This window comes from Flavobacterium sp., from assembly GCF_044376915.1.
In the GTDB taxonomy this organism is placed as follows: Bacteria; Bacteroidota; Bacteroidia; order Flavobacteriales; family Flavobacteriaceae; genus Flavobacterium.
The window spans coordinates 1-15210 of sequence record NZ_JBILKB010000049.1; the positions used below are offsets into that span (position 1 = coordinate 1).

General features: G+C 36.9%; 13 protein-coding genes and 1 tRNA gene. 5 read left to right on the top strand and 9 right to left on the bottom strand.

Translation table 11 applies throughout. From position 1 onward, the window contains the following. Positions 1-68: 68 nt before the first annotated feature. The 5 genes from ACIQ6Z_RS06435 to ACIQ6Z_RS06455 form a co-directional block, all read right to left on the bottom strand. Positions 69-1841: an AMP-dependent synthetase/ligase gene (locus tag ACIQ6Z_RS06435; protein ID WP_396210101.1), complete on the bottom strand. Its 1773-nt coding sequence runs from the start codon at positions 1839-1841 to the stop codon at positions 69-71. A gap of 127 nt (positions 1842-1968) precedes the next feature. Continuing rightward, complete coding sequence (locus ACIQ6Z_RS06440) at positions 1969-2826, bottom strand: EamA family transporter (RefSeq protein ID WP_396210102.1); 858 nt, start codon at positions 2824-2826, stop codon at positions 1969-1971. A gap of 2 nt (positions 2827-2828) precedes the next feature. Further along, positions 2829-3623: a DUF3667 domain-containing protein gene (locus ACIQ6Z_RS06445; RefSeq protein WP_396210103.1), complete on the bottom strand. Its 795-nt coding sequence runs from the start codon at positions 3621-3623 to the stop codon at positions 2829-2831. A 64-nt stretch (positions 3624-3687) separates the two neighbouring features. Next, positions 3688-7365 carry a phosphoribosylformylglycinamidine synthase gene (purL, locus tag ACIQ6Z_RS06450; RefSeq protein WP_396210104.1) on the bottom strand — a complete coding sequence of 1226 codons (3678 nt, stop codon included), beginning with the start codon at positions 7363-7365 and terminating at the stop codon, positions 3688-3690. A 90-nt stretch (positions 7366-7455) separates the two neighbouring features. Continuing rightward, entirely contained in the window at positions 7456-8997 is a 1542-nt protein-coding gene (locus ACIQ6Z_RS06455; protein ID WP_396210105.1) for a hypothetical protein, read from the bottom strand. 137 nt (positions 8998-9134) lie between these two features. On the opposite strand from ACIQ6Z_RS06455, the gene ACIQ6Z_RS06460 reads away from it, so the two are divergent. The 4 genes from ACIQ6Z_RS06460 to ACIQ6Z_RS06475 all read left to right on the top strand — a co-directional run bounded on the left by ACIQ6Z_RS06460 (position 9135) and on the right by ACIQ6Z_RS06475 (position 11475). Then, complete coding sequence (locus ACIQ6Z_RS06460) at positions 9135-9557, top strand: hotdog fold thioesterase (RefSeq protein ID WP_396210106.1); 423 nt, start codon at positions 9135-9137, stop codon at positions 9555-9557. Continuing rightward, positions 9557-10585, top strand: coding sequence for a chorismate-binding protein (locus tag ACIQ6Z_RS06465; protein ID WP_396210107.1), 1029 nt, complete (start codon positions 9557-9559; stop codon positions 10583-10585). Before ACIQ6Z_RS06460 ends, ACIQ6Z_RS06465 begins: the two co-directional genes overlap by 1 nt. Before the next feature lie 10 nt (positions 10586-10595). Further along, complete coding sequence (gene bshB1, locus ACIQ6Z_RS06470; RefSeq protein ID WP_396210112.1) at positions 10596-11312, top strand: bacillithiol biosynthesis deacetylase BshB1; 717 nt, start codon at positions 10596-10598, stop codon at positions 11310-11312. 87 nt (positions 11313-11399) lie between these two features. Next, positions 11400-11475 (top strand) — tRNA-His (locus ACIQ6Z_RS06475). A gap of 98 nt (positions 11476-11573) precedes the next feature. On the opposite strand, the gene ACIQ6Z_RS06480 is transcribed toward ACIQ6Z_RS06475, so the two are convergent. Genes ACIQ6Z_RS06480 through ACIQ6Z_RS06490 form a run of 3 tightly spaced genes read right to left on the bottom strand, consistent with a single transcriptional unit; the run spans position 11574 to position 13267 of the window. Further along, positions 11574-12140 (bottom strand): YceI family protein, encoded by a 567-nt coding sequence (locus tag ACIQ6Z_RS06480; protein WP_396210108.1) that lies wholly within the window; start codon positions 12138-12140, stop codon positions 11574-11576. 28 nt (positions 12141-12168) lie between these two features. After that, a complete protein-coding gene (locus tag ACIQ6Z_RS06485; protein WP_396210109.1) occupies positions 12169-12804 on the bottom strand; it encodes an NAD(P)H-dependent oxidoreductase in 636 nt (211 codons plus the stop codon). A 10-nt stretch (positions 12805-12814) separates the two neighbouring features. After that, positions 12815-13267, bottom strand: coding sequence for a MarR family winged helix-turn-helix transcriptional regulator (locus ACIQ6Z_RS06490; RefSeq protein WP_396210110.1), 453 nt, complete (start codon positions 13265-13267; stop codon positions 12815-12817). 127 nt (positions 13268-13394) lie between these two features. Here ACIQ6Z_RS06490 and ACIQ6Z_RS06495 point away from each other — a divergent pair, with 127 nt between their 5' ends. Then, positions 13395-13700 (top strand): rhodanese-like domain-containing protein, encoded by a 306-nt coding sequence (locus ACIQ6Z_RS06495; protein WP_396196434.1) that lies wholly within the window; start codon positions 13395-13397, stop codon positions 13698-13700. Positions 13701-13739: 39 nt separating this feature from the next. Here the strand turns inward: ACIQ6Z_RS06495 and gcvT are convergent, their stop codons facing one another. After that, positions 13740-14822: a glycine cleavage system aminomethyltransferase GcvT gene (gene gcvT, locus ACIQ6Z_RS06500; protein WP_396210111.1), complete on the bottom strand. Its 1083-nt coding sequence runs from the start codon at positions 14820-14822 to the stop codon at positions 13740-13742. Positions 14823-15210: the final 388 nt, after the last annotated feature.

Below are 15210 nucleotides of genomic sequence, written 5' to 3' on the forward strand. Positions count from 1 at the left end.
ACGCATAGTATTTTAATTAATTAACAATTTTTTAAATAAAAAAAACTCCCTGAGGAGTTTTAATAGTGTTAGTTATAAATCTTAGCATATAAATCTTTGTATTTTTCTACAATTATTTTACGCTTCAATTTCATCGTTGGGGTAAGGTGTCCACCATCGATAGACCAAACATCCGAGGTTAGTTCAAAGCGTTTTACCTTTTCCCAATTACCAAAACGTTCGTTAATTGCATCTATCTCTTTTTGTATGCGTTTGATGACTACTTCATTTGTAATCATTTTTTCAGGAGTAGCACCAAGATTGATTCCTTTTCGATGTGACCATTCAGTTAAAAATTCAAAACTAGGTTGAATAAAAGCTGCGGGCATTTTTTCACCATCACCGATAACCATTATTTGTTCGATAAAACGAGATTGTTTGAAATGATTTTCCAACATTTGCGGCGCAATATATTTACCACCAGATGTTTTAAACATTTCTTTTTTACGATCAGTAATTTTTAAGAAACCATCCGCATCAAATTCACCAATGTCACCCGTATGGAAAAAACCGTCTTTGATTACTTCATTGGTTTGTTCTTCATCTTTATAGTATCCAACCATCACGTTAGAACCTTGGCATAATATTTCTCCGTCCTCAGCAATTTTAACCGTAACGCCATCTAAAACTTTTCCAACAGATCCTACTCTAAATCCTTTGTTTCTCATATCATTCACAGAGATTACAGGAGAGGTTTCAGTAAGACCGTATCCTTCCATAACTGGAATTCCTGCAGCACAAAAAACTTTAGACAAACGGGTTTGTAGTGCAGCACTTCCGCAAACCAATAATTCTAATTCGCCACCCAAGCCTTCTTGCCATTTTGAAAAAATAAGCTTACGTGCAATTTTTAATTTGAATTCATACCAAGCCCCATTTTCTCCATAAGGTTTGAAGTCCATACCTAAATCTAAAGCCCAGAAGAATAAACGTTTTTTAATTCCAGTCAAATCGGCTCCTTTAGCATAAATTTTATCATAAACCTTTTCAAGAAGTCTTGGTACAACAGACATTACATGTGGGTGTACTTCTTTTAAGTTGTCAGAAATTTTTTCAATACTTTCGGCAAAATAGATAGAAATACCATAGTATTGATACAGGTAAGTCAACATTCGTTCAAAAATGTGACAGATTGGTAAGAAACTTAAGGCTCTCGTATCACCGGCGCGAAGGGGTACTCTTGGAGCACTCATCAACACATCGGAAACAATATTTTGATGCGTGAGCATTACGCCTTTTGGTCTTCCTGTAGTACCAGATGTATAAATAATAGTAGCTAAATCTGTAGCTGAAACATTGTTTTTACGATCTTCAACTACATCTTGATTGGAGGTGTCAGCACCTAACTCCAATACTTCTGTCCAACTTTTACAACCTTTAATAGTGTTGTATGAAAAAATTTCTTTTAAGTTGGGTATGTTTTTTTGCACCGCAATTAGTTTATCATAAACTTCTTGATCGGAAACAAAGCAATAACTTGACTCTGAGTGATTCAAGATGTATTCGTAATCTTCCGATGAAATTGTAGGATATAACGGAACCGTTTGTGCACCGGTTTGCAACACTCCAATATCGGTCATGTGCCATTCCGTTCTGTTGTTGGATGAAATAATGGCAATTTTATCATTTTTATTTACTCCTAATCGAAGTAGACCTCTTGAAAGCGCGTTGGCTTTATCTAGATATTCTTGGGTAGATGTCTTAATCCATTCGCCATCATATTTGGTTACCAAAGCATCTGGTAAATTGTATTTTTCCAATTGGTAATACGGAAAGTCAAATAAACGCGTAATATTTGTCATAAATTCACATTTTTATATTCCTTGCAAATTATAAAAATAATTTCAATTGTGCAATTATGACGTATTGATATTTTTTATGTTGGCAATAAATTAATCTAATTGCACCCGAAAAAAAATAAATTAGTTGCTATAATTGTGATAATGTAATGAATAAGATGGCTACAATAGCCAGTACAATTCCGAAAAAATTCCATTTTGATAGTTTTTCTTTGAAGAGTAGTGTACCTGCTAGACTACCTAAAACAATAACGCCCATATTCATAGCGGCAAATACAGTAGTAGGTTTGTCTGTAAGTGCTTTATGAGCTTTTAAATAGAACAATATGTTTCCAAAATTGAGAATTCCAATGCCTATTCCCCAATAGCAATTTTCCCAACGGATTCTTTTGTTTTGGCGGATTTTTTGGAAAGCTAATACGGTTATAACAACAAGTAGTGCCCCGAAAAAAATAAAAAATAATGCGGTAGTAAATGGGATTTGCTGCGTACTGGCTACTTTCTTAAATAAGGTATCAATGATACCAAAACCCAATAAAACCAATAGTGGATAAAGCCAATTTGTATTTTGTTGTTGTGTTTCTGATTTTTTTGCCAACGTAAGTACGATCGCCGAAAAACCAATCACAATTCCAATTATTTTATAAGTTGAAAAGGTTTCGTCAAAAATGAAATAGGCCGCTAAAATAGGTATGAACAAAGATAAACGTTGGGCCACATCCGTTCTTACGATGCCTACTTGTTGAATGGAAATATTTTGGATAAAGAATACAGAAGGTAACAATATAGAAAGACCAAGCAATAAATAGATAGTAGCGTTGCTAGGCGGTATTTCTAAATTGGGTTGGTATATGAAGTAGGCCAAGAGTAGGGCAGTGAGGTAATTCCAACCAATAATCTGTGCGATATTCAAGTTATATCGTTTGGTGATTTTGAGGAGTATTCCGACAGAAACACTACAAAGGATACTGATTAAGATGAACCACATGTTTATAATTCAATTTTAGAACCGTTTACAAATTCCCATTGGCTAAAAAAACCTACAGTTACTAGTAAAAATCCGGTTAATTCGATCAATATTAATAGCGTAAATAAAAGTATTCTAAAGGTAAATGGCATTTTTTTGTAATTATCTTTAAAAGTCTGATAGTAACTAAATATCGGAAAAATAAAAATTGCCAGACCTGTAATACCGTTGATAATATTAGAAATTATATCAAAATTTTGAGTAAAATCTAAAAATGAAATGAGCCTACCAAAAGTAGTGATAAGCAATATGCCAAGAAATGTAATTCCCGCAATAATGATGTGTTCACTAAAGTTAAAATTACGTTTGCGAAACAAGAAAAAACTATTAATTCCGAATAAGGGAACAAATGAAAAAATTAGAATTTTAGCATAATTGGCAAAAAAATCATCAATTTTTTGACCTAATGCATTGTTCATTTTTTCACTCGATTCTCCCAAATAAATTTCGGCTAATTGATCATAATAATTGCCTAAAAAAAGATTGATACCAATTAAGATTAGGATAAAGTAAAATACATTATAGTATCGAATTCTTTTTCCTTCGATGTAGTCAATTGCTGCTTTGCCGGGACGTGTTAACGATTCCTTTGCTGTAAATAACATCCCTTTTTCTAAATGAAATAAGCCATGTAAAAAATCATGGGTAATAAAGTGCATAAAAGTAATGCGGTGCATCGAAGTATTTTGTCCACAGTTGCTGCAAAAATTACCGCTAACCGCTTGGTTACAATTCAAACATTTTGATGTTGTATTCATTTTTTGCAATTTTGATCTACAATAGTACAAAAAAAATCAGCCTATTAAAAGCTGATTTTTCAAATTATTTCTGTTGTGCAATCCAATTTCTGGCATTGACAAAAGCTTCTAACCATGGAGAAACTGTGTCTTTTTGGCCGTTGTCTGGATAATGTGCCCAATTCCAAGGAAAGGTCGAACGTTCAATGTGAGGCATCATTACCAAATGTCTTCCAGTGGTGTCACAAAGCATTGCGGTGTTATAATCCGATCCATTTGGATTTGCAGGATAACTTTCATACCCGTATTTGGCTACAATATTATAATTAGCTTCGGGTTCCGGAAGATTGAATTTTCCTTCACCATGTGATATCCAAACACCTAAAGTAGCGCCTTCTAAACTAGAAAGCATAATTGAATTGTTTTTTTGAATGGTAACCGAAGTAAAACCACTTTCGTGTTTTTGCGAATCGTTGTGTTTCATCTTTCCATGAACTTTGTATTCGGGATGAATCAATTCTAATTCCATCATCAATTGGCAACCGTTACAGATTCCAACGGATAATGTATCGTTTCGTTTGAAAAAGTTTTTCAAGGCTAAATTGGCTTTTTCATTGTATAAAAATGCGCCGGCCCAACCTTTTGCGGATCCCAAAACATCCGAATTTGAAAACCCTCCAACGGCTCCAATAAATTGAATGTCTTCCAAGGTTTCACGACCCGAAATTAAGTCGGTCATGTGCACATCTTTCACATCAAATCCAGCTAAGTACATGGCATTGGCCATTTCGCGTTCGGAGTTACTTCCTTTTTCACGAATGATGGCAGCTTTTGGTCTTGTTCCTGAAGGAATTACAGGTAGTTTTCCATCAAATTGCGATGGAAAGGTAAACTGCAATGCTTGCTGATCGAAATTTTCAAAACGTTCTTTGGCTTTGCCGTTTCTTGATTGTTTTTGATCCAATAAATAAGACGTTTCAAACCAAGTTTTTCTTGTTTTGCTAACGGAGAATTGGAACGCGTCTTGGAAATTAGTAATGGAAATCACATCACCTTCAGTCACAGTTCCAATGTTGAAAAGTGCTATTCCTTGGGATTTAAAAATAGTTTCTACAGCTGCATCCGCTTGAAAAACCACCCCTATGTTTTCATTAAATAATGCTTTAACAGTATCCATTTCACCTAAAACGGATAAATCGTAAGTAGCGCCTAATCCCACCTCTGCAAATGACATTTCTAATAAAGTTGTAATCAAACCACCACTACCAATATCGTGTCCGGCTTTAATTTTTCGTTCTTTAATTAAATCTTGTAAGGTGTTGAACGCTTTTTTGAAAAATGTTGCGTCTTTTATTGTTGGCGTTTCGTTTCCTACTTTGCTTTGCGTTTGATAGAAAGACGAGCCACCTAATTTAAAAGTATCTTGTGATAGATTGATATAGTAAATATTTCCGCCTTTACGTTGTAATACGGGCTCAACTACTTTTGTGATGTTGGAACAATTTCCAGCCGCTGAAATGATAACGGTTCCGGGTGCTATTACTTCATCATTAGGGTATTTTTGTTTCATGGATAGTGAATCTTTTCCGGTAGGAATGTTGATTCCCAATTCAATAGCAAAATCCGAACATCCTTTAACTGCTTCATACAAACGGGCATCTTCGCCTTCGTTTTTACAAGCCCACATCCAGTTTGCAGACAACGAAACCGAAGCCAAGCCATTTTTTAATGGCGCCCAAACAATATTTGAAAGTGCTTCAGCAATGGCGTTTCTACTTCCGGCAACCGGATCAATCAAAGCTGCAATAGGGGCATGTCCAATAGAAGTGGCAATCCCTTCTTTTCCTTTATAATCTAAGGCCATTACCCCCACATTATTTAAAGGCAATTGTAACGGACCGGCACATTGTTGTTTGGCTACTTTTCCACCCACACAACGGTCAACTTTATTGGTCAACCAATCTTTACAAGCTACGGCTTCCAATCGCAATACTTGGTTCAAATAGGTTGGAATTTCAGGTACATTATAGGTAGGATTACTGTAATTTCTAGCAATTGTAGTGTCGGTCATAATCGTTTTTGGTGAACTTCCAAAGAAGTCTTCCAACGCATAATCCATGGGTTTTAAACCGGTAGACTTAGATGCAAATGTAAAGCGATGATCGTTGGTAACATCACCCACTTCATACATAGGTGAACGCTCTCTGTCTGCTATGAGCTGAAGCGTTTCCATGTCTTTTTGACCAATCACCAATCCCATACGTTCTTGTGATTCGTTTCCAATAATTTCTTTGGCCGAAAGGGTAGGGTCTCCAACAGGTAATTTATCCAAATCAATTAATCCTCCTGTTTCTTCTACCAATTCCGATAAACAGTTCAAGTGTCCACCCGCACCGTGATCATGAATGGATACGATGGGGTTGTTGTCGCTTTCCACCAAACCACGAATGGCGTTGGCAGCTCGTTTTTGCATTTCTGGATTGGATCGTTGGATCGCATTCAATTCGATACCCGAACCAAACGCACCAGTATCTGCAGAAGATACCGCAGCACCACCCATTCCAATTCTGTAATTTTCACCACCAAGAATCACAATTTTATCACCCGCTGTAGGTTTCTTTTTGATGGCTTGGTCTAATTTACCGTATCCAATTCCACCGGCTTGCATGATTACTTTATCGTATCCTAATTTACGAGCAGCTTCTTCGTGTTCAAAAGTTAACACAGATCCCGTAATTAATGGTTGTCCAAATTTATTTCCAAAATCAGAAGCACCATTTGACGCTTTGATCAAAATGTCCATTGGTGTTTGGTACAACCATGGCCGGGCTTCCATATCATTTTCCCAGGCATGATTGGATTCTAAGCGCGAATATGACGTCATATAAACCGCTGTTCCTGCAAGAGGAAGCGAACCTTGGCCTCCAGCTAAACGGTCGCGTATTTCGCCTCCCGAACCTGTAGCAGCACCATTAAAAGGTTCTACAGTAGTAGGGAAGTTGTGGGTTTCTGCTTTTAATGAAAGTACCGAATCAAAGGTCTTTTCTTCGTAAAAATCAGGTTTGTCGGCGCTCTTAGGAGCAAATTGCGTTACTTTTGGCCCTTTTACAAAAGCCACATTATCTTTATAAGCCGAAACAATATCGTTAGGATGCGTTTCAGATGTTTTTTTGATTAATTTAAACAAACTTGTTGGCTGTTCGATACCATCCACAATAAAGGTACCGTTGAAAATCTTATGACGGCAGTGTTCTGAATTGGCTTGTGAAAAGGCAAAAATTTCAGAATCGGTTAATTTTCTACCAAGTTTGATCGTAAGTGTATGTAAATAATCTACTTCTTCCAAACTTAGAGCCAAGCCTTCCGTTGCATTATAAGCAGCAATATCATCAATCTCTAAAATAGGCTCGGGTTGTAAGTTGATCGTGAAGATTTCTTGGTGCAATTCCGAATATTTTTGAAACAACATCGGATCAAAATCAGAAAAATCAGCAGCAACTTTTACAAATTCTTCAATTCGAATGATTCCTGTGATTCCCATGTTTTGAGTAATTTCAACTGCATTGGTGCTCCAAGGAGTGATCATGGCGGCACGAGGTCCAACAAAAAAATCCGTTACTACGGATTTTTCGATTTTATGTGCGTTGCCAAAAAGCCAGTTTAATTTGTTACAATCTTCCGATGAAATCGCTCCCGAAGCTTCGGGATTGCTAACTTGAACCGCAAAAACGGTATTGGATTGGTTTCCGAAGAAATGAATCATTGTGTAGTTATTTGTGTTGTTGTTTGTAAGTGCAAATTTATTTGAATTGTTTGAAGTATCAAAATTATACGCCTGCGAAATACAAAAAAATTAATCGATGGTAGTCCAGTTGTATGCGCCTATATCTGTAGCTCCCGTTCTGGCTTGGTTAAGGATATCATTAAAGGTAGAATATTGAACTTTGGCCGTACCTTTTGCGGCAGAATTTTGACTGATAATAAATTCATTATTTGCAGGGGATTTGAATTCAGGTTTGTTAAGTGTACTGTTCGTAGCAATAAGACAAGCAGTAAATAAATTGGCATTGGAAAATTGATACAATGGATTTGAAGCTAAGCTATTGCTATAATCAGCAAATTTGATCAAACAGTGATCAAATTTATAGTTGAATGCAGTAGTGGTTCCTTTTTTTTGCAGGTTGATGCTGAGATTACTGGAACCATACAAGATGCAATTCTTGAAGTTTGCTTTCACCAGCGGTTCAATGATATCACCCGATGCGGTTTTGATAAAATCGTCTAAGACTACAGCTGTTTGATTAGGTCTTGACCAATAATTGGCAAAGGTACAATGAATAAATTCATAGCTTCCTCCAATACTTCCAGCAAATGAGGCTTGGCCGCAATTATTCACCACCAAATTTCTACCTTCTATATTTCCAGTTCGAGCTAAAATACCCACATTGGAACAATTGTAAATTTGGGTATTTTTAAGATCAATTGTTGGAGTAGGTGTGCCATCGTTACCCGAAACCAAGAGGCCTACCGTTGCATTTTTTAGCGTTAAATGTTCAATTTGATTATTGGTACTGCCTTGTGTAAACCAAATCGTTCCCCATTGGCCAGGCACATCGGAAAAATCAGGTTCTAAGCGGTCACCTTCAAAAATCACTTCGTTTTCCTGAGCGTCGGTAGTGGAAGGTGAACCGTGTATGTGTAACGAAGCATTGTTGGCAACTATTAATCCCGATTCGGCGTGAAAATGAACTCTTGCTCCAGCATCCACAAGTAACGTTTTGTTACTGGGTATGGCGGCATACCCATAGATTACATAGGGTTTGTCGTTGGTCCAATGCAATTCGTTTCCGTTAACGGCATCGTTTTCATCCAAGTAAAAGCCATAAATTTCATCCTCTCCAATAGGTAAGGTCTCGGTAGTTCCATCTGTAAATTTTTGGGGATATAAAAAAACAGCATCTTGGATTAAGGTGACCAATTCTACTTTTTGTGCCTGCGATCCTTCTCCAAATATTATTTGGTCAGTATACAGAAAATCAGTAGTATTAGCATCAATCACATCAGTAGTTACTTCAATAAATACAAACATGCTGTCCTTGGCTAATAGTTCAACATTTTCAAAGGTTTTCCCAGGCATACCGTCTACCATCAATCTGTATTTGGATGCGTTACCTTTCGCCAAAGCAACCCTTGGTATGGAAATATTTTTATTGCTTTTATTGTATACTTTAAGAGTGTAGGTGCTCGAACCAATGTTGGTAAATACAGTATCTAAATAGACCGTATCTTTTGAAAAACGCAGACTTCCTGTTGCCGATTCAAAATCAAAATCATTGCGGCAAGAGGTCAATGCCATAGAAAACCCTAGAATTATTAGTAATACTAAACGATACATGTATTGCGATTTTTTGTAAAAGTACTTATTAATTTGAAATTGTAAAAGCAAATGTGGGCAAATGCATCCCATTAAAACGAAAAATATTCTATTTTATTCTCGTAAATATGATTAATTTTACAAAAAAAAGAACCACTATGTTTGACAAAGAAACCATGTTGCAATTGTGTAACGATTGGAGTAAAAATACATTGATGAACACCCTTGATATTGTCTATACCGATGCTGGCGACGATTTTTTAACCGCTACGATGCCAGTCAACCCTCGCGTGCACCAGCCCATGGGTTTGTTGCATGGTGGCGCAACAGTGGCTTTAGCAGAAAGTGTGGGAAGTGCTGCATCCTTGATGTTTGTCAATCCTGAAAAACAAGAAGTTCGTGGCATTGAAATTTCGGCCAACCATTTGAAAAGCAAACGCGAAGGCATGGTCACAGCCACGGCAAAGATCATACACAAAGGAGCTAGTATTCATTTGTGGGAAATTCGAATTGTGGATGAAGCCGGAAAATTGATTTCGCTTTGCAAATTGACCAACATGATCCTATCTAGACGCGTATAATGAAAGTATTTAATGAAATTCAAAATCTTTTATCACAGCACCAAGCCTTTGTTTGTTATGTCAAACCCAATGCAACCGTTTGGAATTTATTGGTACAAAAAAAGGATAACAGTATTGAATTTACAGGTCAAGACGGATTTGTATTTGTACCCTTTCAGGAAGGCACTAAAGTCGTAATACCATTTGAAGGGAGTGTTTTTTATCAAGGGATTTTCGAAGAAATAGAACCGGAATCTATAACTTTATTTCCAACAGACCATCAGCAGCAAGACGATTTTGAAAATTTGGTAGCCAAAGGTATTGCAACTATTGCACAAGGAAATTTAGATAAGGTAGTGGTGTCTCGCAAACTAACGATACCCGGACATTTTTCCATTATTGCGTCATTTAAAAATATTATTAAAACCTATCCCACCGCCTTTCGGTATTTATTTGTTCATCCAAAAATTGGTATTTGGATGGGAGCAACACCTGAGCAATTGGTTCAAATCCATACGAATGAATTTGAAACCGTAGCATTGGCAGGTACAAAATTGTTTTCCGATGCTGTAGAGTGGACTCCAAAAGAAATTACCGAACAAAAAATAGTGACAGATTATATTGTTTCCAACATCAGTTCTCGGGTTAAAAATTTAGCGGTTTCAGAACCGAAAACCGTGCAAGCGGGTAATTTGGCGCATTTAAAATCGGTGATCACGGGGCAATTGACAACCGACTTTTCAGCACTTGACTTGATCACGACTTTGCACCCAACACCGGCAATATGTGGCTTGCCAAAAGCAGCGGCTACTGAATTTATTCTTACAAATGAACAATACCATCGATCGTATTATGCGGGTTTTTTGGGTGAATATAATTTTCAAGATACAACCGATTTATTTGTAAATTTGCGTTGTATGCAATGGGAAGAGCAAGCGGTTACTATTTATGTGGGGTGTGGTATTACTGCCGACAGTGATCCCCAACTCGAATACATTGAAACGGTAAACAAATCCATGACCATGCGGAATGTTTTAGTAAAAAGTTAAAAGTAAAATGGTGAAATTAGATATACTCGCTTTTGGTGCACATCCTGATGATGTGGAATTGGGTTGTAGTGGTACTTTGGCCAAGGAAGTGGCATTGGGTAAGAAAGTAGGCATTATTGACTTAACACGTGGTGAACTCGGTACGCGGGGTTCAGTTGCAATTCGGAATGCGGAATCGGCGAAGGCCTCAGCGATTCTTGGGGTTCAGGTGCGTGAAAATTTAGACATGCGCGATGGTTTTTTTGCCAATGACGAAGCCCACCAATTGAAAATTATTGAAATGATCCGCAAATACCAACCCGAAATAGTGTTGTGCAATGCCATACAAGACCGACACATTGATCATGGAAAAGGCAGCCAATTGGTAAGTGATGCTTGTTTCTTATCGGGTTTGACCAAAATCGAAACCCAACACAACGGCCAACAACAAGCTGCTTGGCGCCCTAAAGTAGTGTATCATTACATCCAATGGCAAACAATTGCGCCCGATTTTGTAGTGGATATTTCAGATTTTATGACTCAAAAAATGGACGCTGTTCAAGCTTATAGTTCGCAATTTTATGATCCAAATTCAAAGGAACCTGTAACACCTATTGCTTCCAAAAACTTCCTCGAGAGCATTCAATACCGTGCGCAAGATCTGGGAAGACTAGTAGGAGTAACTTATGCTGAAGGATTTACTACAGAAAGATATGTGACCGTCAATTCATTAGGCGATTTGAAATAAAAAAACACAAAAAACCTTTGCAAGATAGTTGGAAAGAATTATATTTGCACTCGCAAATGAGGCCCTGCCTTGTTTGTCAAAACAAATGGTGATTGTAGCTCAGTTGGTTAGAGCGTCGGATTGTGGTTCCGAAGGTCGCGGGTTCGAGACCCGTCTTTCACCCTTTCAATTATAAAGCTTCGAGGCAACTCGGAGCTTTTTTTATGGTCATAAAAAAAGCCTTGAAGATCCTTCAAGGCTTTTGGTTACTAACGCTAAAAATTAGAAAGCTAATTTTACGTTTAAGTCAAAATCATCAGAAATCGTTTTGTCTCCTAAATCAGAAAAGAAACTTCCAGATCCGTATTTGATGTCATATTTTGTACGGTTTACTTTTAAAGCTGCCGATGCAGTATTACCCGCTACGTTTAATTCAAATTTTACAGGCTCTGTTTTTCCTTTGATGGTTAAATCTGCCGTTACGGAATATACATTAGCTGTTTTTTCTCCAATAGATTTAATAACTAAAGTAGCTGTTGGGAATTTTTCAGTTCCAAAAAAATCATCCGATTTTAAGTGACCGTCTAAGTTTACTTTTCCTTTACCTTCTAAATCGGTAGTGTTGATTGTAGTCATGTCAACTGTGAAATTACCCCCAACAACTTTTTTTCCTTTGAAGATTAATGTTCCTTCTTTTAAGGTAATGTTCCCAGAATGTTCACCGGTTACTTTTTTTCCTACCCAGTTGATGCTACTTTTTGCTGCGTCTACTTTTTTGCTTACTTGTGCAAAAGACGTTACGGATACGAAAGCTACTAAAGCTACTGCAATTGTTTTTAAATTTTTCATGTGTAAATGTTTAAGTGTTAATGTATAATTAAATAGTTTCAAATAATTCTGCTGTTGATTTTCTTACTTTGGCTAAATGTTGGGTAGCGTCGTCTTTATGGCGGTATCCTACTGCTGCTACTAAAGAAGCCGCATAACCTTTAGCTGTTAATCCTAGGATTTCATTGTATTGCTCGGGTAAAAACCCTTCAATAGGGGTAACGTCAATCTTTAATTCGGCTGCCGCATTCAATAAATTGCCTAAAGCCAAATAGGTTTGTTTTGAAGTCCAAACGGCCTTTTTCTCTAGTGGTAATCCTACTAAATTTGATTTCATAAAATCACCATAGCCTTTCACATCGGCTAAAGCGATGTCTCTTGTTTCCGAAATGTTTGCCAAATACTCGTCAATTTGAGCATCTTGCACATCGGTGGAATGGGCAAATACAAAAAGGTGAGAAGCGTCAACAATCTGACTTTGTCCCCATGAGGCAGGTTGTAACTTGGCTCTCACTTCGGGATTTTCAATTATAAATATTTTGTACAACTGTAACCCATAAGAAGAAGCACTCAAACGAATGGCTTCCTTTAAAAAAGTTAGGTCTTCATTCGATATTTTTTTTGTAGCATCAAATTTTTTGGTGGCGTAACGCCAATTCTGGTTTTCAATAAAATTGTGGTTCATTGTGTAGGTGTTAATTTCTAAATTTTTCTAATAAGGTGTTCAATTGGGTCAATTCTTTTTCGGTAAGATTATTGCCAAATTTTTGTTCGTGTGCTTCGACTAATGGATCCAATTGTTTGAGCAATTCCATTCCTTTTGCCGTAATTGTGATTTCCATTTTTCTTCGGTTTTTCGGGCAAATCTCACGCAATACCAACTCTTTTGCTAGCAATTTATCTACGAGTCGGGTAGTGTTGCTGGTTTTGGCAATCATGCGTTCTTGAATGGTGTACATATTCACCGGATTTCCTTTTTGCCCACGCAAGATGCGCAATACATTGAATTGTTCGGCCGAAAGATCAAACGGCTTCAACAGTTCGTTGAATTTATCGGCAATGACATTCTGCGTATACATTACATTGAGTAATGCTTTTTTTTCTTGAGCCATTGGGAAAGTGGTTTTTATGATTTCTTCAATTCGCATGCCTACGATAATATTTGTAGGTACAAATGTAGTATATTTTTTATTTGTATATACAAATGTGTGTTAATTTTTTTATAAAATTTTTAAATTCCAATTTTGGTCGTATTTTTGAAAAAAAAATAACACGATGAACTTAGACCAAAAAGAGTGGTGGAGTCAGTTTTTAAACGATGAACACGGTATTATAATTGACGTACGCACAGAAGATGAATATGAAAGCGGTAAAATTCCGAGTGCCTTAAATATTGATATCTATAAAGGACAAGGATTTATTTATCGAGTGGAAGAGCTGGATAAATCCAAAAATTTCTATGTGTATTGTGCGGCTGGTGTTCGCTCTGCGAATGCTTGTGGCGTCATGCAACAATTGGGCTTTGAAAATGTTTTCAATTTGGTGGGTGGTTTTTCCAACTGGGAAGGTCCAACAGACTAATAAAAAAAAATCCGCTAATTAGCGGATTTTTTTTACGTATTATTTTTTATAAAAAGGCATTTTTACCACTTTGGCTTTGATGTCTTTGTTTCGGATGCGAATGTAAATTTCTGAATCTACTGTTGCAAGTGCTGTAGGTACATAACCCATTCCTATAGCAATTCCCATAGATGGCGATTGCGTTCCAGAAGTTACGATTCCTACTACGTTTCCTTGTGCATCACAAATTTCATAATCGTGACGGGGAATACCACGTTCGATCATTTCAAATCCTACCAATTTGCGTGCAACACCCGCTTCTTTTTGTTGGAGTAGTTGGTTCGAATTGGTAAATGTTTTGTCAAATTTGGTGATCCAACCCAGTCCGGATTCTAAGGGCGAAGTGGTGTCGTTGATGTCGTTTCCATACAAACAGAATCCCATTTCCAAACGTAGGGTGTCACGAGCCGCTAATCCAATAGGTTTGATCCCAAAAGCTGCACCGGCTTCAAAAACTTTGTTCCAAATGTATTCGGCATCTTCATTTTTAAAATAAATTTCAAAACCGCCCGACCCAGTATAACCTGTCGCGGAAACGATTACGTTTTGCTTTCCGGCAAAATCCCCAATTTGAAACGTATAATAACCCATATTGGCCAAATCAATATTAGTTAACGATTGCATCGCTTGAGCGGCTTTCGGACCTTGAATGGCTAATAAAGAATACTGATCGGATGCATTGGTCATTTCCACACCCAAATCGTTGTGCGATGATATCCAGTTCCAGTCTTTTTCAATGTTAGAAGCGTTTACTACTAATAAATAATGGTTGTCTTCTATTTTATATACGATTAAATCGTCTACGATTCCGCCATCTGCATTGGGCAAGCACGAATATTGTGCTTTTCCGTTGACTAACTTTGAGGCATCGTTTGAAGTTACTTTTTGAATTAGGGCCAAGGCATTTTCGCCTTTTAAGAAAAATTCGCCCATGTGAGACACGTCAAAAACACCCACCCCGTTGCGCACGATTTCGTGTTCAGCATTGACGCCTTCATATTGCACCGGCATGTTGTATCCGGCAAACGGAACCATTTTAGCTCCTAATTGTTCATGTATAGCGGTTAAAGCTGTATTTTTCATATATGTAGAATTTATTTTTTAGTGGTCATATATGGAATCGCCATTTTTATTGGCATTTGTTTACACAAACTTGTTATTAATGACGATTTCCTACTGTAAATAGTTGTTTATATTACCGCAAAAATACTACTTTTTTGGTGACTGCAATTATATGTTACAGGGCTTTTATTATGGATTTATGAACAATGAGAGTTGATGAATGGATGAATATTATCAATTAGTTGTTATAAAGAAGAACTCAATATATAACGGTTTTCAATATGTATTAAAAACCGTCATATATTACACCCTAATTAATGTCGTAAATTGATCTATAATCATTAATAAATTCATCGCCTTCAAAATATAGGTATCGATTTAGATTTTTATACTTTAATTTTGAATCAAT